Below are 20,018 nucleotides of genomic sequence, written 5' to 3'. Positions count from 1 at the left end.
GCATGTTCCGGATCGGCCGGGCCGTTCGACGCGAACGGCCCGGCCGGGCTTCTCAGCTCAGGTGATGCACTTCCTGCAGGCCGTACACCGGGGTCGGGATGCCCTCGTACCGCGCCTTCAACTGCAGCGCCAGATACAGCGAATAGTGGCGCGACTGATGCAGATTGCCGCCGTGGAACCACAGGCCCTCCTGCTGGGTCGGCTTCCACATATTGCGCAGCTCCCCTTCGAACGGGCCGGGGTCCTTCGTGGTACCCGAGCCGTATCCCCAGCATTTACCGACCTTGTCGGCGACCTCCTGGCCGATCAGATCGGCTGCCCAGCCGTTCATCGAGCCGTATCCGGTCGCGTAGACCACCAGATCCGCGGGCAGTTCGGTCCCGTCGTCGAGAACGACGGCATCCTCGGTCAATTCCCGAACCTGCCCGTGCGCCAACGCGATATCGCCGTTCGCGATCAATTCACTGGCGCCGACGTCGATGTAGTAGCCGGAGCCGCGGCGCAGATACTTCAGGAACAGGCCGGAACCGTCGTCACCCCAGTCCAATTGGAAGCCGGCCTTCGCCAATCGGTCGTAGAATTCGGCGTCGCGTTCGCGGATGGCGTCGTAGATCGGGATCTGGAATCGGTGCATGATCCGATACGGCAGCGAGGCGAAGATCAGATCGGCTTTGTCGGTGGTGATTCCGGCGGCCAGCGCCCGTTCCGAATACAGATCACCCAGCCCGAGCTCCATCAGCGAATCCGACCGCACGATATGGGTGGAGGACCGCTGCACCATGGTGACGTGCGCGCCCACCTCCCACAGGGCGGCACAGATGTCGTGCGCCGAGTTGTTCGAGCCGATGACCACGACCCGCTTCCCGGCGTACGCGTCCGGCCCCGGATGCTCGCTCGAATGCTGCTGTTCACCCCGGAAGCGGTCCATGCCCGGAAAATTCGGGATATTCGGCTTGCCGGACATCCCGGTGGCGAGCACCAGCTGCCGCGGCCGCAGCACCACCGGCTCGCCGTCGCGCTCGACGTGCACCATCCACTCGCCGGTGCTTTCGTCGTAGGCCGCCGAGGTGCAGGTCGTCTTCGACCAGTACGGCACCTCCATCACCCGGGTGTACATCTCCAGCCAGTCGCCGATCTTGTCCTTCGGCGTGAACACCGGCCAGTTGTCCGGGAACGGCAGATACGGCAGGTGGTCGTACCAGACCGGGTCGTGCAGGCACAGCGACTTGTAGCGCTTGCGCCACTGATCGCCGGGCCGATCGTGCTTGTCGATCACCAGGGCCGGCACCCCCAGCTGCCGCAGCCGGGCGCCGAGCGCGATACCGCCCTGGCCGCCGCCCACGACCACGACGTACGGCTGCCTGGTGTATCCGAGTTCGCGCTCCTCGCGCTCGCGCTGCTCGGACCAGGTGATCCGGTCCCGATTAGCCCCGTGCTCGGCGCCTTTCGGCCGCCGCGGCCCCTTGTTCTCCTCGTGCCCGGTCAATTCACGCAGGCTGGTGAGCAGGGTCCAGGCACCCTCGTCGGTGAGGCGGAGATGGCCCGCGGCGCGCCCCACCGCGGTGTCGAAAGCGATCCACGCCGTGATCACACCGCCCTCCTCGGTGGCCGGTTCGGTGGTGTGGAATCCGCGCGGGTCGGTGTCGGCCAGGCGGGCGCGCAACATGTCGGCCACCCCGTCCCGGCCCTCGACGGTCTTGATATTCCAGGTGAAAGCGACCAGGTCCCGCCAGAAGCTGTCGAGCGCGAACATCCCGGCCGCGGCCTCGATATCGCGCGCGACCAGCGCGGATTCGAACTCACGCAGCCATATTTCGACGCGCTGCTGCGGCCCCGCGCCGTCGGACTGCGCCGCCACCGGTTCCAATGTCCGGGTCATCGGATACTCCTTCCACGAAGATCTGTGACCTACAGCACACGCCAGTCGAACCGGTGTCACAATCGTTGCAAGGCGTTGCATCATCGGTGCGCCGCGCCGGGCACGGATTCGCCGGGCGCGCGCACCGAGCGGATCAGGAATGGACGACGTGGGCAGCTTCGAGGCGATCACCCCCGGAACGGATCTGCCGCGCTACGCTCGCGAACTCGTGCGCATGCACGACGCGGTCATCGGCGGCGGGCGGCCGCCGCTGCGCCCGCGCACCGTGGTCGCCCGGTCCTGGTCGCGGGTGCTCGCGGCCGGACTGGCCCCGGATCGAACGAATACGCGCGCGATCCTGCCGCTCGACGATATCGAGCAACGCCGCCGTGCCACGCCGCTGCAGGAGGTGATCGGCGATCTGTCGCGGATCCTCACCTCCGTCGCCGATTCCTCGCAGATGATGATGGTCGTCACCGACGCCGACGGCATCGTGCTCTGGCGCTCGGGCGCCGCCCGGGTGCGCAGCCGCGCCGACGACCTCGGCTTCCGCGAGGGTGCGACGTGGACCGAAACCACCGTCGGCACCAACGCCATCGGCACCGCCCTCGCCGAAGCCGTTCCGGTGCAGCTGTTTTCGGGCGAGCACTTCGAACAGTCCCAGCATCCGTGGTACTGCACCGCCGCGCCGGTGCACGATCCGCGCAGCGGTGATCTGCTCGGCGTCGTCGATGTGAGCGGGCCCGCGCTGACCCTGCATCCCACCGTCACCGCCTTGGTCAGCGCCGCGGTGGAGATCGCCGAGGGACAACTGCTGCACCGGCAATACGAGCGGCTGCAGCGACTGCGCGACACCGCCATGCCCACCCTGTCGGCATTGACCGGCCCGGCCTTGCTGATCGACCGGCACGGCTGGGTCGCCCATGCCACCGGTGTGGCGCCGGCGCGTCGGATCGCCGTCCCGAATGCCGAACGGGCCGTGCAGGTTCCGGGCCTGGGCCTGTGCGTCGCGGAGCCGCTGCTCGACGGCTGGCTGTTGCGCCCCGCGCCCGGCGACGCCCGGATCCGGATGACCCTGGACCTCACCGGGCCACCGATGGTTCGCAGTACCGGCGGCGAAGCCGATTGGCGCACACCGCTCTCGCGGCGGCATGCGGAGATCCTGCTGCTGCTGCACCGGCGCGGCCGGCGCGGGATGTCGGTCGCCGAACTCAGTACCGCGGTGCACGGCGATCCCGATCACGCGGTGGCGATCCGCGCCGAACTGTCGCGACTGCGGCGCATCCTCGGCTCGGTCGTCGAGAGCAGGCCCTACCGGATCGCCGCGGGCGTCGAGCTGACCCTGGACCTCGGCGATGCGGACCGGCTCGCCGACTGCCCGTTCCTGCAGGCCGCCGACCGATCCGTGCGGCAGGCGCTCGGCCTCACCGAACACTGATCTCGGTGTGCGAATTCGATATGTCGACAAGCGAAACTCACGATCACCGGTAACCATTTCGCAAAGGTCGGACGAGCAACGAGACGACCGATGCCGGCGACCCGAATTCGCTCACGGCCCGTTGCCCCTACCGCGAATAACCGCGATCGACGCGGGTAAAGTCCAATTATGCCGACGAAGCCGCCCGCCCGGCGAACAGATCTCGCCGCGGTCGCCGCGATGGCGCACCCGTCACGACCGGATCCGATCCACCGTGGACACCGCCGCTGATATCCGCTGGCAGCCGAACGAGGTCGAGTGCTGCACGGTCCTGCAACCACGGGGCCCGCTGGATGCCGTGACCTATCGCCGTTTCGCGGCGGAGCTGGTCAAGTACGTGGTCGAGCAGCCGCGCGCGGTCGTCGTATGCCTGGACGAGCTCACCGTCTGCTCCGAGACGGCGCTCACCGCCTTCACCAGCGCTCGGCTGCGCACCGCCGACTGGCCGGCAGTGCCGATCGTGCTGGTAGCCCGGGGCGATGCGCTGCGACAGCGGCTCGTCCGCAGCGCCATCCGCCGGTTTCTGCCGATCCACGCCTCCGTGCCCGCGGCGGTCGCGGCCCTGGCCGACCCGCCGCTGCGCCGCCGGGTGGACCTCACCATGGCCCTCACCGCCGATACCGGTCCCCGTGTCCGGCGCTTCGTCGACGAGGTGTGCACCGACTGGGCGATCGCCGGCACCAGCGGGGACGCTCAGGTCATCGCCACCGAATTCGTCGAGAACGCTTATCAGCACGGCATCTTCGCCGAGATTGCCGACATCGACGTGCACCTCGAATACCGCAACGATCTGCTGACCGTCGCGGTGGCGGATCCCGACCCGCACGAGGCCGTATTGCTGGAGACCGAGCCGGAACCGTCGGGGCGCCGGACGCACGGACTGCACATGGTCGCCGGGCTCGCCGCGGCCTGGGGGTGTGCACCGCGCTGGCCGTCCGGCAAGATCGTGTGGGCGACTCTGCCGACGGCCCGGCCGCGTCAACTCGGCTGAATCCCGCCCTCGCCGTCCACCGGCTCCATCACCAGAACGGCGCCCACCGGCGAGCCGTTGCGATCGGTGAGCGAGTTCCCTGGGCCGCGGCGACCGCCGGCAACGGCCCGGCCCGGTCCAGAATCGCCGGTAGGGCGCTGGCGCCGTGCGGCGGCATATGCAGCACCACCGCCACCGCCGCATCGAGATCGGCGGGTAGGTCACCGACGAATTCGCGCAGCGCTTCGACGCCGCCGGCCGAGGCGCCGACGACGATCAGGTCCTGCGGCGCGCGCCGGCCACCATCGTGCCTCGGCGTGTTGGCGCCGCAGCTGCCCGGCTCGGAGCCGACCCGTGTCGTGGCCACGCGGAATCGGCGTGCACCGTGCCCGCGTCGCCACCTGCCGGACGCATACCCGCGCGGGTGGTTCCGAACCGCGCCGCACGGGACTTCTCCACGCCCGGCGCGGCCGAACACCACCGGCGTCGATCGAACAGCGGCCCACCGACACCCGTTTTCCGCTTCCACACCCGGGTATCCGCTCGCCGTGCGCACCGCCACCCGCCATCGGCCGCACCGCAACGCCGGATACCGAGCGCAGGAGGATCAGCCATGGGTACAGGCGCCGGACAGCTCCCGCCACACGCGGCCACGATCACCGTTCGGACCAGCCCCGAATTGGACCAGCTCACGATGCTGCGGGCGTTGTCGGACACCGTCACGCTGAACGCGGCGCTGTCGGCGGAGGAAACCGAGGACGTCCGGGTCGCTCTCGACGAGGTCGCCACGGCGTTGATCTGTGCCTCGGTGCGGGACGCACCGATCGAATGCGAGTTCGTCACGCGGCCGGGGCAGCTGTCGATCACCGTCGGCGCGGTGGCGGCGGCGGCCGACGCCATCGGCGAGAAAACCCTCCCGTGGCAGGTGCTCGACACGGTCACCCATTCCTTCGCGACGGTCGCCGAACCCTTCGATCCCGAACGCCACGGCTTTCCGGTCACCGTCGGCTTCGTCCGGACCCACGAGACGGGACCCGCGGATGGTTGACGTGGCGGCCGGGACCATCGCGATATTCACCGATGTCGCGTGTGGCTGGTCCACGCTGATTCTCGACCGGCTGTATCGACGCCGAACCGAGTTGGGCCTCGACGACGCGGTGCGGATGGATCTGCGCCTGTTCTCGCTCGAGGACGTGAACCGATCGCCCGTCCCGAAGCGCCTCGTCGACGTCGAGATACCGGTAATCGGCGCGCTGGCACCGGATTTCGGCTGGCGCCCGTGGCGCGCCGATGTGCAGACCTGGCCCAATTCCACGCTCCCGGCCAACGAGGCGGTCCATGCCGCCGCACGCCAGTCCCGCACCGCCGCCGAGGAATTCGATATGGCGGTGCGCCGGGCGTTGTTCTGCGACAGCCGCCCCATCGACCTGCGGCACGAACTCGTGGCGATCGCCGAAACCTGCCCGGCTGTCGATGCCGAACGGCTGGCCGCCGATCTCGACACCGGCGCCGCCCGCGCGGACCTGATGCGGACCTACCGCACCGGCCGAGCGGAAGTCCAGGGCAGTCCGCACCTGTTTCTGCCCGACGGCACCGATGTCCACAATCCCGGCATCGAACTGCACTGGGTCGGCGAACCGGGCGCGGGGTTCCCGGTGGTCGATGCCGACGATCCCGACGCCGTCACCCGCCTCCTCGCGGCCGCCGCCGGCTGACCGGCGAGCGTGTCGGGTTGACCGAGGTCCGGACGCCACCGACCATGAGCGCCGTGACCCCGATGGCAAGGATGCGCCGGGCGCGGCTGTGGCCCGCCGCAGTGCTGGTGATCGGGCTGCTGGCGCCCGTGACCGGATCGGCTCCGGCGGTGGCCGAGAACACCGACACCGGCGATTCGTGGTCGGCGAGTTCGGACACGTTCGCGCCCAGTGATTTCCACGCCGCCCCCTACCTCGGCAACGGCCGGATCGGCACGGTGCTGCCGCCCAGTGGGGGCGGGTACCAGGACTACGGCGATGCGGTGCGGACCTCGTTCCCACTGGAGCAATCGCGCTACACCGGAACGTATCTGGCCGGTTTCTACGCGCGCGCCGCACCGTCACCGCAGTACACCCAGGTGATCGCCGCGCTGCCCGCCTGGTCGGGGTTCGCCGTGCGGGTCGCGGGCCACACCTACGACCCGGCGGTGGACCCGGCGACCGTTACCGAGTACCACCAGCGGCTCGACTACCGCACCGCCACCGTGACCACCGAGGCCGTCTGGGCTCCCGATTCCGCGCACTCCGTGCGGTTGCGCTACGACACGTTCGTCTCGCGGTCCCGGCCCGATCTCGCCGTCCAGAAACTGACGATCACGCCGGCGTACTCCGGCCCGCTCGACGTCGTCGACCGCGTCGACACCGCCGCCGCGCGCCGGGCCGCCCCGGTGGCCGCGTTCGCCGACCCGGAACGGAGGCAGAGCGTGGCGGGCGTGCGCGCCGACGGCACCGCCGACACCGCGTTCGTGGTGTCGGCCGTCGACGCACCGGCGGGCACCACCACCGATGCCGTGCCGGGAAGTAACGAAATGCGATACGGCACCGCGGTTTCCGCAGGCACGAGCTACACCTTCACCAAATTCGTCGGTATCTCCGCCACCTGCTACGGCACCGACCCACTGGCGGCGGCCACCGCCACGGCCGTCACCGCCCGCTCCGCCGGGTTCGACGCCGAGCACGCCGCCCATGCTGCGGAATGGGATCGGTTGTGGCAGCCGGCGATCGACGTGTCCGGGCGCGTGGACTATCCCCGCTGGATCCGTGCCGCGCTGTATTCGGTGCTGTCCAGCGTCCGGGCCGGGGAGCACTGGTCGGTACAACCCGCGGGCCTGTCCTCCGACGATTACGGCGGCATGACGTTCTGGGACGCCGACACCTGGATTTTCCCCACCCTGCTGGCGCTGTATCCCGACCTGGCACGCACCATCGTCGATTTCCGCGGTGCCGCCCTGCCCGCCGCGCAGGCGAACGCGCGCGGTTACGGACTGCCCGGGGCGCTGTATCCGTGGGACGACGGACCGGCCCAGCGGTGCGCCTCCCCGGTGGGCTGCGGACTCACCGAGGAACATCTGCACAACGAGATCGCGCTGGCCCAATGGCAGTACTACCTCGCCACCGGGGACCGCCAGTGGTTGCGGACCACCGGTGCGCCGGTCATCACGGCGATCGCGGCGTACCTGACCGCCCGGGTGGGCCCGAAACTGCCCGACGGCAAATACCATTACGCCCCCGCGGCCGGCGCCGACGAATACGTCGCCGTCTCCGTCGACAACGCCCTCACCAACGGCGGCGTGCGGGAGACGATGCGGATCGCGGCGCGCGCGGCACACGACAGCGGGCTGCCGGTCGATCCGCGCTGGGCCGATATCGCGGTCAATATGGCCATGCCGCCCGATGTCGCGCCCGGCGTACCCGCGGAATACCTCGGCTACACCGGCGCGCCGATCAAGCAGGCCGATACGGTGCTGCTCAGCTACCCGTTCTCCTACTCCGCGCCCGGATACTCCCCCGCCGCCACCCTGCGCTACTACTTCGACCGCACCGATCCCGACGGACCGAATATGACCAACAGCGTCGGGGCGATCCTGAGCGCCCGCTACGACCCGTGCCGCACCCAGGACTACCTGGATCGGTCGGTGCAGCCGTATGTGCGCCCACCCTACGACTTCCAATCCGAGGCGCGCGGAAACCGTTCCGGCGCCAACGCCTTGGGCCAATCGGCCTGGGTCTTCGTCACCGGAGCCGCGGGCTTCCTGCAGGGAATGCTCTACGGCCCCACGGGATTACGCTGGACGGATTCGGGAATCGCCCTCGATCCGATGCTGCCCACCGGCTTCCCGGACGGACTGCGGATCCGCGGCCTGCGGGTGGGCGCATCGACGCTCGACCTCCGAATCGCCACCGACACCACGACGGTCACTCTCACCGCCGGCGAACCGATCGCGATCGACACCCCGAGCGGCACCCGGACCCTCGCGCCGGGCAGCCCGATGCGATTGCCCACCCGGCCCGGGTGCTGACCCGCGTCGTCCCCGGAGCTGCCCGACGAGCCCGACTGGTTCCGGGCTGCGAACGCCGGCTGACTACTGTACGGACGGCTCGTGAGAATGCCGGTTCGGCGAATCGGGAAGTCACGAGTCGCAATCAGGCATCGAGAAAGAAGAACCATGCGTCACCTCACACGCGCGGCCGCCGTGGCGGTCCTCGCCGCGTCCGCCATTGTGGCCCTCGCCGCTCCGGCCTTCGCCGGGTCTGGACAGCCCGCGGCCGATCCGGCCGCGGGCGTTCATGACACAGCCACCGACATCGATCCGTCCGGCCCGGCGCCCGTCGTCGACCCGACGACCGAATATCTCAACGCCTTCGACGCCATCGCGGGCGCGTGGGCCGACGGCTCCGCCGTCGGACAGGTCGTCGGCACGGCGGCCGGTGTCGTCGTGGGCTGTCCGCTCGGTGCCGTCACCGGCGGCACGCTGACCATCCCGGTTCCGGTCCTGACACCGATCGGCGTCGTCGGCGGCTGCATCCTGGGTGCGGGCACGCTCGGATTCCTCGGTGGAATGGCCGGCGGCATCGTCAGCGGCGGGCCGAGTCTGGCGAACGCGGTGGGCGAACAGTACGGATCACTGCACGCGAAAGGCCTGATCGCACAGGCGATGCCGGTCCAGGCCGACGCGCGGTAATTCAACAGCCCCGACCCCAGAGCGGAAAGATCAGATGAAGACGTTCACCCGGACCGGCGCCGTTGCCGGCCTGCTCGCCATCGCCGTGGTCACCGCGGCCGGTACCACCCACGCCGAAACGCTGGCCGCACCCACGGTCGCGACGCCGCCGTCGGAATGGACCACCACCACACTGGCCCCCGATATCCGGTATCAGGACAACACATCCGCCGCGACCGCCGCGCTCCGGACACCGTTCGGCACGGTTGCCGTCGGGCCCGGCCGATTCGATATCCGGGACGCCACCGGCGCCACCGTGCTCGGGACACCGATCGAGGTTCCGGCACCGGCCGAACCGGCCGCGGCCGAACCGGCCACCGCGGTCGCCGAGGACGCGGAAGACGTTGCGGCACAGTCACAGCCGGTCGCCGGCGATCAACTCGCCGCCGATCTGCAGCAGGCGGTGGCGGCGGCCGCACCGCATATGGGCCTGGCGATGGCCGTCGGCGGCCTGGCCGGATCGGTGGTGGGCGCGGGCCTCGGCTGCCCGCTCGGCATCGCCACCGGCGGCACCCTGATCTCCCTCGCCACCGCGGGCACGATGACCATCCCGGCGATGGTGGCGTCGTGTCTGGTCGGCGTGGTCGCGGTCGGCGGACTGGGTGCCAGCGTGGGCGGTGTGGCCGTCGCGATTCCGGTCGGAATCGCCGCGGGCACACAGAAATTCAATCAGCTCCAGGCCGAGCACGCGCACGGCGCGGCGAACTGACGAACTCGGTTCCGGCCGGCCCGAGGGCCGGCCGGACCTCAGGGCCGGTGCGCCACCACCGCGAACATCGTCACCGAGAAGTGATAGTTGCCCGCCTCGATACCCCGATCCAATTCGGCGAACAACTCGGCGCGCTGCTCGGCCGTGATGACGCCGGCCGCGACACCTCGTTCGGCGATCGCGGTGTACATCGGCAGGACCGCCGCCGGTTCCCAGACGACCGCCTCGGAACCGATATCGTCGATCTCGAAACCGGCGGCGACCAGCAAACCGCGTAATTGCCTGCCGGAGTTGCGGTTCGGGCTGTCCGCATCCGCATACCGCCGCAGCGCGTCGATCACCTCCGGATCGCCCGGGTGGAAGATCGCGGTCGACCAGTCGCTGTCGATCAGGACCACACGCCCGCCCGGACGCAGCACCCGGGCGATCTCCGCCGTCGCTTTCGCCGGATCGTCGAGATGTTGGTACACCCGCTCACAGCGAGCCACGTCGACGGTCGCATCCGGCAGCGGCAGGTCGTAGACCGAGCCCTCGACGAATTCCGCCCGCGACCCGGCCGCCCGCTCGCGCGCGAGCGCCACCATGGACGGGTTCGGATCGACCCCGATGGCCCGGCCGTCCGCACCGACCAGGCCGGCCAGTTCGACGACCTCGCTGCCGGTGCCGGAGCCGATGTCGAGGGCGGTATCGCCCGGCCGCACCCGCAACGCCGCCCGGGCCCAGGCACGCATCCGCACGACTCCCGGTAATCCGGCCTGATCGTCGAGAACCCGGACGATCAACTCCTGCTCGGGGTGATGGACCTTGCCGATATGAAAGGAGGGGACACCGCGGTCATCGCTCACCCCGACAGTATGCCCGTGCCGGGTGTCGGCGCAGCTCAGCGCAGCGCGGGAAGCACCTCCCGCTCGAACAACTCGACACCCGACACGTCGTAGGCCGACTCCGGGAAGTTGTGAATCGCATAGCCCAACCCGAGATCACGCAGGTGCGACAGTCTTTCGACGATCTGCTCCGGTGTGCCCACCGCCGGCGCGTCGCCGAACAGGGCGCGCACCTGGGTTTCGGCGCCGTCCGCGCCGAGCACCGGAACCAGCCGCGACCGGATCGCGGCGATCCGCTCGCGCACCTCGGCCTCGGTCGAGCCGACCACCGTGTTGAAGTTGGAGCTGCGCGTGATGGCCTCGAAGTCCGTACCCGCCGCGGCACAGTGCTCGCGCAACACCGCCGACTTGCGGCCGAACGTCTCCGGATCACCCGAGAAGTTCGTGTACTGCGCGTATTTCGCCGCGATCCGCAGGGTGACCTTCTCGCCACCACCGGCGACCCAGATCGGAATACCGCCCTGCTGTAGCGGCAACGGCCGCACGATGGCGCCGTCGACCTGGTAGTGCCGTCCGGCGAGGGTGGCGGTGCCGGTGGTCCACGCCTGGCGGAAGATCTGCACGCCCTCGTCCAATCGGGCCAAACGCTCTCCGGCCGAAGGGAATCCGTACCCGTAGGCGCGCCACTCGTGTTCGTACCAGCCGCCGCCGATTCCCATCTCCACCCGCCCACCGGAGACGACGTCCACGGTCGCGGCGACCTTGGCGAGATAGGCCGGGTTTCGATAACCGATCGCGGTGCACATCTGTCCGAGCCGGATACGCTCGGTGACCGCCGCGAAGGCCGACATCAGCGTCCACGCCTCGTGCGTGGCCTCCTCGGTCGGCACCGGAACGGTGTGGAAGTGGTCGTACACCCACAGCGATTCCCAGCCGCCGACGGCATCGGCGCGGCGCGCCAGATCCCGCATCACCACCCACTGCGCGGCCGGATCGATGCCGACCAGATCCAGCCGCCAGCCCTGGGGAACGAAGATGCCGAAACGCACATGCGCCTCCTCGAGTGAGAACAGAAGTCGGGCAGGAACTTTTCCCATCGAAGCCTCGCCGGGCAACAGTTCCGCGCGCGCCGCGCCGAATCCACATCGAAACTCGCCGTGCGGCTGGGACGACGCACCGGCGGTGGCAGGTTAGGCTGTGCGCCTGCCGCGGCGTTGCCGCCGATCCGTCCACCGACCGAAGGCGAGACGATATGCCCGTCGCTGCCGGACCACACCCACCCCGCCGCCACCGGATCCGGCGCGCTGTTCGCCTCGTGGCGATGACGGTGACCGCGGCGGCGGCGAGCGCGGCCCTGGTGGTTCCCGCGCCGGCCTCGGCCCAACCGCCCGATTCGGCCTGCGGCGCGCCCCTGTCGGCCGCGGAGATCGCCGATATCGTGCGCCTGTCCGATACCTCCACCCTGTCGGGTAGTTCGCTGCAACGCCTCGAACAGGCCGTGGACCAGCATCGGCGGATCACCGACATCCTGGTGGGCCACCGTGATCGGCGCGGGTTGCTCGCACTCGGGCTCGACGCGGTGGAGCAGGCCGCGGTCATGCCGCTGCAACGCGATCCGGCCGCCTTCGCCGATCCGGAATTCGCCCATCGGATCAGCCTGGATCTCCTGCTGCGATTCCTGCGCAACGTGCACGGCGAATTCACCGGCGGCCCCACCGAACCGCAATGGACGAACTACTTCGCACTGACCCGCGATTGCGGACTGTCGCCGGCCCGGGTGGCGATGGCGGGGTACAACGCCCACCTCACCGTCGACCTGGCCAACGCGGTGGCGGCGGTGCATGCCACGCCCGCCGACGCGCCCGACTACTTCCGGATCGTGGATGCGATCGCGAGCAAGGGGTCGCTCATCGTCGACGAGACGAAGGCCGACTACGGCGGCGATCTGGGACCGCTGTGGCGGTTCTACTTCCTCGGCGAGGGCCTCGATCGGGTGGTGGGCGCGGGCGTCGGTTCCGGCGCGCTCCTGCGCCTCGCCGATGCCGGCGCCAATGTGGTGATCTTCGGCAACGGCCTGGCCCTTCAGGATCCGGCCCTCGAACCGGCGACCCGCACCGAGATCGACGTCCTGTGGCACAGCGCCGACGCCGCGTTCGCGGTGCTGTCCGCCGCCGGTGGACTGTAACCGCCACGGCTACGGCCGCGCCGGGTCCCGACCGAACGGTGCCCCACACCGGCGACCGGTGTGGGGCACGGGTTTTCGGGCCGGGCTAGTGCGCAGCCATGTGACGCTGCGCGGGCGCGGCCGCGGTGGTGTGCCGGGTCGTCCGCGCCCCGGCGGCGAGCATGCCGGTAGCGGCGAGGCCCAGCGCGGTGATGACACCGCCGGTCCACAGGTTGTTCCACAGCACGGCGGTGGTGGACGGTCCGATCACCCACGGGGTGACCAGCATCCACACGCCCATGGCCACCACCGTCCAACTCAGTCGATGGCACCGCTCGGGCGCGGCGACGAGCGACAGGCCGACGATGGCAACCGCAATGCCGACGATCAGATTGATCACCCCCAACCGCGACAGCCCGCCCCCGGCGGCCGTCGGAAACGGCGTGACCACCCACGGCGAGATCGCCAGGTACAGTCCGGCCAACAGCAGGAGCCCGTCGACCAGGACCGCCTGCGGTCCGGCGAGGATGCGCTCGTGGCGCTCCCGGATCTCGGCGGCGTCCGGATGGTGAGTGAAATCCAGGTGTCGCGACGCATCGGCCATGACAAACACCTTCTTCCTCTCTCTTTCGACCTCCTCACCCTGTCCAGCAGGGATATTGCTCGGCTACCCGGTACCCGAGCGCTCTATCGGAGCGAATCGACGCCGGACGCAGTGATCAGGACCACAACCGCGGAAGGGAGTGCGCGCGTGGATCGGTCCGCGGTTGCGGGGAACGGGGTGCGATCAGGGACCGAGAAAGAGCCGCTCGTTCGGTAACCGCTCCTCGGGCAGGTGATCCTCGCGCGTGTCCATGATGCATTCGACGGCACACCACCGTCGCCGCTGCCAGTCGCGAATCAAGTGGTAGGCGGCGCCGGCGGCGGCCCGATAGTCGAAGGCGGTACCGTGCAGCCAGATCCGCAGATGCACATCGCCCTCCGCGGGGAACGCCGCTGACGGTGCCGCCGGTCGTGATTGTCGGTCGCCGCTTGCCGATCGATGGGGCGAGTGGTCCATCAGCGTCCTCGAGCATCCGGGAATGGGCCTTCGCCTCCAAGCATTCGTGGTCGGCGCTCGATCGGCATCGGTAGAACTACGTACTCACCTACCTACGTATCCGTGTTCGGGTATCCGGGCGCTGCCGGACCCACGCGTGCGGACCGATGCGCGCGAGCAGCCCGGCCGCGCCGGCGGCCGACGCTGCTCGGCGAACGTCAGGCGGAGACTTCGCTGCGGTCGCCGCTCCACAGCGTGTGGAACTTACCCTCGGCGTCGACCCGCTCGTAGGTGTGGGCGCCGAAGAAGTCGCGCTGGGCCTGGGTGAGCGCGGCCGGCAGCCGCTCGGCGCGCAGGGCGTCGTAGTACGACAGCGAGGACGCGAAGGCCGGGACCGGGATACCCAGCAAGGTCGCGGTGGCCACCACGCGACGCCAGCCGTCGATCGCCTGCTCGATGGCCTCGCGGAAGTAGGGGGCGAGGATCAGGCTGGGCAGTTCCGGGTTCTGCTCGTAGGCCTCCTTGATGCGATTGAGGAACCGCGCCCGGATGATGCAGCCGCCGCGCCAGATGGTGGCCAGATCGCCGGGGCGCAGATCCCAGCCGTACTCCGCGCTACCGGCGGCGATCTGGTCGAAGCCCTGCGCGTAGGCGACGATCTTCGAGGCGTACAGCGCGCGGCGGATGTCCTCGGTGAACTGCGCGGCGTCGGCCGGCTTGTCGGCCAGGGTGCCGGCGGCCAGGCCCTGCGCAGCCCGGCGCTGCGCGCGCGAACCCGACAGCGCCCGAGCGAAGACGGCCTCGGCGATGCCGGTCACCGGAATGCCGAGGTCGAGCGCGGACTTGACCGTCCACCGGCCGGTTCCCTTCTGCTCGGCGGCATCCACGATGACGTCGACCAGCGGTTTGCCGGTCTCGGCGTCGACCTGCTTCAGCACCTCCGCGGTGATCTCGACCAGATACGACTCCAGATCACCGGAATTCCACTGGGTGAACACCTCGACGATCTGCCCGGCGTCGAAGCCGAGCGCCTCGCGGAAGAGATGGTAGGCCTCGCCGATCAGCTGCATATCGGCGTATTCGATGCCGTTGTGCACCATCTTGACGAAATGGCCCGAGCCGTCCGGGCCGATGTGGGTGCAGCAGGGGGTGCCGTCGACCTGGGCGGCGATCTTCTCCAGCATCGGGCCGAGCGATTCGTAGGACTCCTTCGGCCCGCCGGGCATGATCGCCGGCCCGTTGAGCGCGCCCTCCTCACCACCGGAGATGCCGGCGCCGACGAAGTTCAGGCCGCGGGCCTGCATCGCCGCCTCCCGGCGGATGGTGTCGGTGTAGAGGGCGTTGCCGCCGTCGATGATGATGTCGCCGGGTTCCATGGCCGCGGCCAGTTCCTCGATGACCGCGTCGGTGGCCTCACCGGCCTTCACCATGATCAGCACGCGGCGCGGCTTCTCGAGCGCCGCCACGAACTCCTCGATGGTTTCGGTGCGTACGAAATCGCCTTCGTGGCCGTGTGCCTCGAGCAGTGCATCCGTCTTGCCGACACTCCGGTTGTGCAGGGCCACGGTGTATCCGTTGCGAGCGAAGTTGCGGGCGATGTTGCTGCCCATGACCGCCAGCCCGGTCACGCCGATCTGAGCACTTGCATTGCGGGAAGTCATCATTCATCTCTCTTCGGATCGGGCCGCGGATGTCCGGGCGACACCGTACGACTGCGTGCACACCGGTTACGCATTATCGGCGCCTGGGTTGTGCCGCCCGAATCCGCCCCACCGTGACACCGCGCACCGGCATGCCCTCAGGCCCGGGAGCCCGCGGTGATCTCGACGCAGCATTCGCCCGCCGCGGGGGCGAGTTCGGCGTGGACGCCGCCGGCCTCGAGTCCGCGCAGCAGCCCGGCGAGATACGCGTGGTTGAGCGCGCACACCAGATCGGGCGCCTGCGCCGCCAGCGGATGGAAGGGGCAATTGCGGAGCCGGAGGCAGACGGGCGCCGTGCGGGCGGGTTCGAAGCCCTGTTCGCCGAGTGCGGTGTGCAGGAGCGTGAGCGCTCGCTCGGCGCCGAGACGTCCGGGGCGCCACCGTTCCCGCAACTCGCGTCCGATGGCGACGCCCCGGTCCTCGGCGACGCGCAGGGCCGCGTCGCGTGCCGTTTCCTCGGAGCCTTCGGTGAGCACCGCACGCATCAGAATGTCGGCCAGCACTTCGTGGCGCCGCTCCGGAATGCTCACCCGCACCTCGGTGTCGGCGGGTTCGTAGACCTTGGGCGTCCGGCCCACCCGCCGGATGCCGCCGACGTGTTCGTACCGCGCGACGAGCAGTCCCGCCGCCACGAGCTTGTCCAGGTGGAAGGCGGCGAGTTTGCGGGAGATGCCGACCTGTTCGGCCGCCTCGTCCCGGGTGACGGGCCGGCCCGCCCGGCGGATGAACCAGTACATACCGCGCCGCGATTCGTCGTCGAGCGCGGCGACGGCACCGATGTCCGCATCACTGGTCACGTGACCACAGTAGCGCCGATCGTGTGTGGCGAAAGGGATCGGGTACCGCTGCAACAAGCGCATCTTGACCCCGGATAGCAATTACACCAATATTCATTGGTGTAATAAGCCTGACATCGAACGGAGGCGCCATGACCGAGGACCTGCAACAGGCCAAACGTCCGGTGAGCGCGGCCCTGGCCGGTCCGTACGGACATCCGTTCCACCCGATCCTGGTCACCGTCCCGATCGGCAGCTGGATCGCGAGCGTGGTGTTCGACATCGGCTCCCACGTGGTCGACGATCCGGCGCCGCTCGCGCGCGGGGCGCAATGGCTGATCGCCATCGGGGTACTCGGCGCCCTCGCCGCCGCCCTGGTCGGATTCCTGGACCTGTTCGCGATTCCCACCGGCACACCGGCATTCCGTGTCGGGTTGGTGCACATGACCCTGAACCTGGCCGTCACCGTCGCCTTCGCGCTGAATTTCTGGTGGCGGACCGCGGGCACGGGCGTCGACGCCGCGGTTCCGGCGGGACCGTTGACGCTGTCGATCGTGGCCGTCGCGGCGCTGGCCGTCTCCGGATATCTGGGCGGCAAGCTCGCCTACCACTACGGCGTGCGGGTCGCCGACGAAACCACTCAGGCCACCGGCTTCCGCCGCTGACCTTCCTCCCCTTCTCACACCGTAGGAGTCATCATGGGCATCGCCGCTCTGATTCTGTGGCTGCTCACCGCCGGCGGAGGCTTCTTCCTGCTGGCTACCTGGATCGCCAAAGGCGGTGCGCGGCAACCCGGTTCGACCCACCTCCCGCCACCGGTGGTATTCGGGCACTTCCTGCTCGCCGCCGCCGGACTGGTGGTCTGGATCGTCTATCTCGTCATCGACAACGATGCCCTGGCCTGGGTCGGCTTCGGACTCCTGGTTCCGGTCGCGCTGCTGGGCTTCGTGATGCTGCTGCGCTGGCTGCCGGTGTACCGGAACCGCGCCGCGGGGACTGCGGCCGCGAGCGAGGCGGCACAGCCGGCCGAGCGCCACTTCCCGGTCGCGATCGTCGGCGGTCACGGTGTGCTCGCGGTCGCCACCGTGGTGCTCGCACTGCTGACGGCCCTCGGCGTCGGTGGGAGCTAGCGTGTCCGTGCCCGCATTACGTGTCGTTCACGACACCGGCGCAGTCGATCTGGCGGTCGCCGAAGACGCCGCCCGCACCTTCCTCACCGCGCTCGGCGTCGATCTGGACAGCGAGCACCTACAGGCGACGCCCGGGCGGATGGCCCGGGCGTATGCCGAGCTGTTCACCCCGCGCTCGTTCGACCTGACCACATTTCCGAACGAGGAGGGCTACGACGAGCTGGTGCTGGCCCGGCGCATTCCGCTGCGGTCGGTGTGTGAGCACCATCTGCTGCCGTTCGTGGGTGTCGCCCACGTCGGGTATCTGCCCGGCGAACGCATACTCGGATTGTCGAAGCTGGCCCGCATCGTGGAACATTTCTCCCGCCGCCCGCAGGTCCAGGAGCGGTTGACCAAACAGATCGCGGATTGGCTCACCGACCATGTGCAGCCCAAGGGCGTCGGCGTGGTCATCGAGGCCGAACACACCTGCATGACGTTGCGCGGAGTTCAAGCCGCGGGCACGACCACGGTGACCTCCACCCTGCTCGGCACGTTGCGCGAAGATGCTCGCTCACGCCAGGAGTTCTTCTCCCTCACCGGGATTGCGGCCTGAGACCGAGGCCCCGGGAGGCTGCGCCCACTCACCCTCTCGGGGTCGGCGCTGTGGGCGCCGACCCCGAGAGTTCCGCCGATCAGGTGATGTCGATCGTGCCGTCGAACATCAACGGCGTGGGGCCGGGCATGCAGTCCCGGAACGAGCTGGTCGGCATCGGCATGCCGTAGCCGATCATGTTCGGTGCGCCGTTGCGCCCCTTGGTGATCGTGATCTGGATGGCCATGGAATCGGGGGCGAAGACCATGATCGGCTGGGACGTCGTGATCGGATACACCAGGGAGACCGTGTCGCCCTGAACGCGCAGGCAGGTCACCGGACCGGTCACCTTGACCGGCAGCGGCATATTCCCCAGCTGCGCGGTCGCGGTGTAGGTGCCGGTCGCCGGCCCGTCGCCCTGTCCCTGGGCGTCGATGTGCAGGACATTCATGCCCATGACCTGCATACTGCCGTTGATCGACACCCCGGCGGGCGCGGCCGCCGCCGGACCGGTCGCGAGCGCCGTCGCCGCGGCGACCGCCGCCGCGGAGACGGCACAACGGGTGAGCCATTTCGCCATGACATACCTCCTCGTGATGTTTTGCGCGGCGGATACCCGGCCGCGGACGGACTACACGAGCAGGCGAATCGAGGGCGGTGCCCGACGCGCCTCAGCCCAGATCGGGGTCCGAGACGTCGAATCGGACCCCGGTGTGGAGCAGATCGGTGGCGGAGAGCCCGAAGGTGAGCCGGAAGGTGTCGCTGAAGTGCGACGGTGAGGCGAACCCGGCATCGGCGGCGCTGCGTGTCAGGTCGTTGCCGCCGGCCAGCCCGTGCACCACCCACCGCAGCCGGGCCCATTGCTGATACCGGCGGAACGTCGTACCCGTCTCCCGCGCGAACAGCCGCAGAAAGTGGGAAGGCGACAGCCCCAGCCCGGCGGCGATCTCCCGCGCCCGATAGCCGCGGCCGGGGTCGCGGCGGATCGACTCGGTCAGGCGGGCGATTCGCGGATCGCCCGCCGGTGCCGTACCGACCGCGGCCAACCCGGCGATGGTTTCGGGCGGGGCGCCCGCGCGACAGGCCGCCGCGATCTCGGCTTCCATGCGATGCCCGAATCCGAAGGCGCCCAGGGTCTCACTCATCGCCTCGGACCACCCGGATGCCGCGTGCCCGGACGGGTCGGCGAACAGCAGCAACGCCCTTCCCTCCGGGACTCGCACCCGATGCGGAACGCGGGCCGGAGCGGTCACACTGCCCAGCGATCGGGAGCCGAGTCCCGGCGCCTCGAAGATCAGCGGGCCGTCGACACCCACGTTGAGCACATCGACGGCCGCGGCATGCGCGATCACCCGAATATCGGGACCGAGGTAGCCGGCGTGATCCGGCCTGATCCACACCACCGGCGACGGTCGATCACCGCACGTTTTCGGAAGTCCCGCGGCGCACACACTGGGAGGCTAGCGGCACGGCGGCGACCGCGCGCCGAAGGCCATCGGAAAAGAGTGTCGATCATGTCCCCTGTTCGTGCCCGGACCGCGGTGCGCGCCCGCGCCCAACACATCCGGTCCACCTCGGAAGCCTTTCTGATCTCGCCGGCGATCACGTGGCGAGCGCATGCGGATTCCGGCTTCGATGCGCGCGATTTTCGCCTGTACCGGCCCTGGTACCCGACCGGCACCCAACCGTGGCCGGACCGAATTCTGCTGAGTGTCAACGAATTCCGCCCTCATCGGCGCGCCGACCTGATTCCGGTCGCGACGATCTCCGCGCGACTGGAGAAGCAGGTGCTGGACACGCCCGGCGCGCTCGGCATCGTCACGAGCTATCAGCCGTGGGGACGGATCACCTATTCGCTGTCGCTGTGGACGGACGAGGCGGCACTGGCCGAATTCACCGGCAGCCCCGACCATGTCGAGGTGATGAACACCTACCGTTCCCGCGGCTACCTGCGCCACATCCACTGGTGGGGTAGCCACCGGTCGATCGGCGAGTCGATGGCCGAAGCGCGCCGCCGGCTCGACGCGGGCCAGGGCCGGCG

22 protein-coding genes are annotated in these 20,018 nt (G+C 69.6%); 12 read left to right on the top strand and 10 right to left on the bottom strand.

The features are described from left to right. Positions 1 to 52 precede the first annotated feature (52 nt). Positions 53 to 1,879, bottom strand: coding sequence for an NAD(P)/FAD-dependent oxidoreductase (locus tag ON37_RS08030; protein ID WP_040718171.1), 1,827 nt, complete (start codon positions 1,877 to 1,879; stop codon positions 53 to 55). A gap of 148 nt (positions 1,880 to 2,027) precedes the next feature. Between ON37_RS08030 and ON37_RS08025 the strand changes: the two genes are divergently transcribed. Continuing rightward, positions 2,028 to 3,296, top strand: a complete 1,269-nt coding sequence (locus ON37_RS08025; protein ID WP_040718219.1) for a sigma-54-dependent transcriptional regulator family protein — start codon at positions 2,028 to 2,030, stop codon at positions 3,294 to 3,296. Positions 3,297 to 3,549: 253 nt separating this feature from the next. Next, positions 3,550 to 4,326, top strand: a complete 777-nt coding sequence (locus tag ON37_RS08020) for an STAS domain-containing protein (protein WP_051031338.1) — start codon at positions 3,550 to 3,552, stop codon at positions 4,324 to 4,326. Between the two features lie 28 nt (positions 4,327 to 4,354). Here the strand turns inward: ON37_RS08020 and ON37_RS08015 are convergent, their stop codons facing one another. After that, on the bottom strand, positions 4,355 to 4,672 hold the full coding sequence (locus ON37_RS08015) for a chemotaxis protein CheB (RefSeq protein ID WP_040718170.1): 318 nt from the start codon (positions 4,670 to 4,672) through the stop codon (positions 4,355 to 4,357). Between the two features lie 246 nt (positions 4,673 to 4,918). On the opposite strand from ON37_RS08015, the gene ON37_RS08010 reads away from it, so the two are divergent. The 5 genes from ON37_RS08010 to ON37_RS07990 all read left to right on the top strand — a co-directional run bounded on the left by ON37_RS08010 (position 4,919) and on the right by ON37_RS07990 (position 9,770). Next, the gene (locus tag ON37_RS08010) at positions 4,919 to 5,353 is read left to right on the top strand and encodes an ATP-binding protein (RefSeq protein ID WP_051031337.1); all 435 of its coding nucleotides are present in this window, start codon (positions 4,919 to 4,921) and stop codon (positions 5,351 to 5,353) included. Continuing rightward, positions 5,346 to 6,020, top strand: a complete 675-nt coding sequence (locus ON37_RS08005) for a DsbA family oxidoreductase (RefSeq protein ID WP_040718169.1) — start codon at positions 5,346 to 5,348, stop codon at positions 6,018 to 6,020. Before ON37_RS08010 ends, ON37_RS08005 begins: the two co-directional genes overlap by 8 nt. Before the next feature lie 44 nt (positions 6,021 to 6,064). After that, the gene (locus tag ON37_RS08000; RefSeq protein WP_083892813.1) at positions 6,065 to 8,359 is read left to right on the top strand and encodes a glycosyl hydrolase family 65 domain-containing protein; all 2,295 of its coding nucleotides are present in this window, start codon (positions 6,065 to 6,067) and stop codon (positions 8,357 to 8,359) included. A 147-nt stretch (positions 8,360 to 8,506) separates the two neighbouring features. Then, entirely contained in the window at positions 8,507 to 9,022 is a 516-nt protein-coding gene (locus ON37_RS30870) for a hypothetical protein (RefSeq protein ID WP_051031335.1), read from the top strand. Positions 9,023 to 9,056: 34 nt separating this feature from the next. Further along, positions 9,057 to 9,770, top strand: a complete 714-nt coding sequence (locus ON37_RS07990) for a hypothetical protein (protein WP_040718168.1) — start codon at positions 9,057 to 9,059, stop codon at positions 9,768 to 9,770. A 38-nt stretch (positions 9,771 to 9,808) separates the two neighbouring features. Here the strand turns inward: ON37_RS07990 and ON37_RS07985 are convergent, their stop codons facing one another. Both ON37_RS07985 and ON37_RS07980 read right to left on the bottom strand, forming a co-directional pair. After that, the gene (locus ON37_RS07985) at positions 9,809 to 10,615 is read right to left on the bottom strand and encodes a methyltransferase domain-containing protein (protein ID WP_051031334.1); all 807 of its coding nucleotides are present in this window, start codon (positions 10,613 to 10,615) and stop codon (positions 9,809 to 9,811) included. Between the two features lie 35 nt (positions 10,616 to 10,650). Then, complete coding sequence (locus tag ON37_RS07980) at positions 10,651 to 11,643, bottom strand: LLM class F420-dependent oxidoreductase (protein ID WP_040718213.1); 993 nt, start codon at positions 11,641 to 11,643, stop codon at positions 10,651 to 10,653. Positions 11,644 to 11,915: 272 nt separating this feature from the next. Between ON37_RS07980 and ON37_RS07975 the strand changes: the two genes are divergently transcribed. Then, positions 11,916 to 12,779, top strand: a complete 864-nt coding sequence (locus tag ON37_RS07975; protein WP_040718212.1) for a DUF5995 family protein — start codon at positions 11,916 to 11,918, stop codon at positions 12,777 to 12,779. An 85-nt stretch (positions 12,780 to 12,864) separates the two neighbouring features. On the opposite strand, the gene ON37_RS07970 is transcribed toward ON37_RS07975, so the two are convergent. The 4 genes from ON37_RS07970 to ON37_RS07955 form a co-directional block, all read right to left on the bottom strand. Continuing rightward, positions 12,865 to 13,362 carry an SPW repeat protein gene (locus ON37_RS07970; RefSeq protein ID WP_083892812.1) on the bottom strand — a complete coding sequence of 166 codons (498 nt, stop codon included), beginning with the start codon at positions 13,360 to 13,362 and terminating at the stop codon, positions 12,865 to 12,867. Positions 13,363 to 13,545: 183 nt separating this feature from the next. Then, a complete protein-coding gene (locus ON37_RS07965) occupies positions 13,546 to 13,731 on the bottom strand; it encodes a hypothetical protein (protein WP_040718167.1) in 186 nt (61 codons plus the stop codon). Between the two features lie 284 nt (positions 13,732 to 14,015). Then, on the bottom strand, positions 14,016 to 15,458 hold the full coding sequence (gene gnd, locus ON37_RS07960; protein ID WP_040718166.1) for an NADP-dependent phosphogluconate dehydrogenase: 1,443 nt from the start codon (positions 15,456 to 15,458) through the stop codon (positions 14,016 to 14,018). A 137-nt stretch (positions 15,459 to 15,595) separates the two neighbouring features. Next, complete coding sequence (locus tag ON37_RS07955) at positions 15,596 to 16,294, bottom strand: helix-turn-helix transcriptional regulator (RefSeq protein ID WP_040718165.1); 699 nt, start codon at positions 16,292 to 16,294, stop codon at positions 15,596 to 15,598. 131 nt (positions 16,295 to 16,425) lie between these two features. Between ON37_RS07955 and ON37_RS07950 the strand changes: the two genes are divergently transcribed. Genes ON37_RS07950 through folE form a run of 3 tightly spaced genes read left to right on the top strand, consistent with a single transcriptional unit; the run spans position 16,426 to position 17,998 of the window. After that, the gene (locus tag ON37_RS07950; protein ID WP_040718164.1) at positions 16,426 to 16,938 is read left to right on the top strand and encodes a DUF2231 domain-containing protein; all 513 of its coding nucleotides are present in this window, start codon (positions 16,426 to 16,428) and stop codon (positions 16,936 to 16,938) included. Positions 16,939 to 16,971: 33 nt separating this feature from the next. Further along, a complete protein-coding gene (locus ON37_RS07945) occupies positions 16,972 to 17,403 on the top strand; it encodes a hypothetical protein (protein ID WP_040718163.1) in 432 nt (143 codons plus the stop codon). 1 nt (position 17,404) lies between these two features. Then, positions 17,405 to 17,998, top strand: a complete 594-nt coding sequence (gene folE / locus ON37_RS07940) for a GTP cyclohydrolase I FolE (protein WP_040718162.1) — start codon at positions 17,405 to 17,407, stop codon at positions 17,996 to 17,998. Positions 17,999 to 18,077: 79 nt separating this feature from the next. Here the strand turns inward: folE and ON37_RS07935 are convergent, their stop codons facing one another. Together ON37_RS07935 and ON37_RS07930 are read right to left on the bottom strand one after the other, a co-directional pair. Next, entirely contained in the window at positions 18,078 to 18,557 is a 480-nt protein-coding gene (locus tag ON37_RS07935) for a hypothetical protein (RefSeq protein ID WP_040718161.1), read from the bottom strand. Positions 18,558 to 18,648: 91 nt separating this feature from the next. After that, complete coding sequence (locus ON37_RS07930; protein ID WP_157171386.1) at positions 18,649 to 19,377, bottom strand: helix-turn-helix transcriptional regulator; 729 nt, start codon at positions 19,375 to 19,377, stop codon at positions 18,649 to 18,651. Between the two features lie 114 nt (positions 19,378 to 19,491). Between ON37_RS07930 and ON37_RS30865 the strand changes: the two genes are divergently transcribed. After that, on the top strand, positions 19,492 to 20,018 hold a 527-nt coding region (locus ON37_RS30865), incomplete at its 3' end, for a hypothetical protein (protein ID WP_157171385.1).

Origin of the sequence: Nocardia veterana NBRC 100344 (assembly GCF_000308855.1) — a bacterium.
Lineage (GTDB): Bacteria > Actinomycetota > Actinomycetes > Mycobacteriales > Mycobacteriaceae > Nocardia > Nocardia veterana.
Note: the sequence above shows the minus strand (reverse complement) of the source record. Positions and strands in the feature narration are given on the sequence as shown.

Bases quoted from the DNA above. Each gene is read 5' to 3' on its own strand.
- ON37_RS07935 (WP_040718161.1), bottom strand. From the start codon at position 18,557: ATGGCGAAATGGCTCACCCGTTGTGCCGTCTCCGCGGCGGCGGTCGCC.
- ON37_RS08010 (WP_051031337.1), top strand. From the start codon at position 4,919: ATGGGTACAGGCGCCGGACAGCTCCCGCCACACGCGGCCACGATCACC.
- ON37_RS07945 (WP_040718163.1), top strand. From the start codon at position 16,972: ATGGGCATCGCCGCTCTGATTCTGTGGCTGCTCACCGCCGGCGGAGGC.
- ON37_RS08000 (WP_083892813.1), top strand. From the start codon at position 6,065: ATGAGCGCCGTGACCCCGATGGCAAGGATGCGCCGGGCGCGGCTGTGG.
- gnd (WP_040718166.1), bottom strand. From the start codon at position 15,458: ATGACTTCCCGCAATGCAAGTGCTCAGATCGGCGTGACCGGGCTGGCG.
- ON37_RS07950 (WP_040718164.1), top strand. From the start codon at position 16,426: ATGACCGAGGACCTGCAACAGGCCAAACGTCCGGTGAGCGCGGCCCTG.
- ON37_RS07990 (WP_040718168.1), top strand. From the start codon at position 9,057: ATGAAGACGTTCACCCGGACCGGCGCCGTTGCCGGCCTGCTCGCCATC.
- ON37_RS30870 (WP_051031335.1), top strand. From the start codon at position 8,507: ATGCGTCACCTCACACGCGCGGCCGCCGTGGCGGTCCTCGCCGCGTCC.
- ON37_RS08030 (WP_040718171.1), bottom strand. From the start codon at position 1,879: ATGACCCGGACATTGGAACCGGTGGCGGCGCAGTCCGACGGCGCGGGG.
- ON37_RS07970 (WP_083892812.1), bottom strand. From the start codon at position 13,362: ATGGCCGATGCGTCGCGACACCTGGATTTCACTCACCATCCGGACGCC.
- ON37_RS07975 (WP_040718212.1), top strand. From the start codon at position 11,916: ATGACGGTGACCGCGGCGGCGGCGAGCGCGGCCCTGGTGGTTCCCGCG.
- ON37_RS08005 (WP_040718169.1), top strand. From the start codon at position 5,346: ATGGTTGACGTGGCGGCCGGGACCATCGCGATATTCACCGATGTCGCG.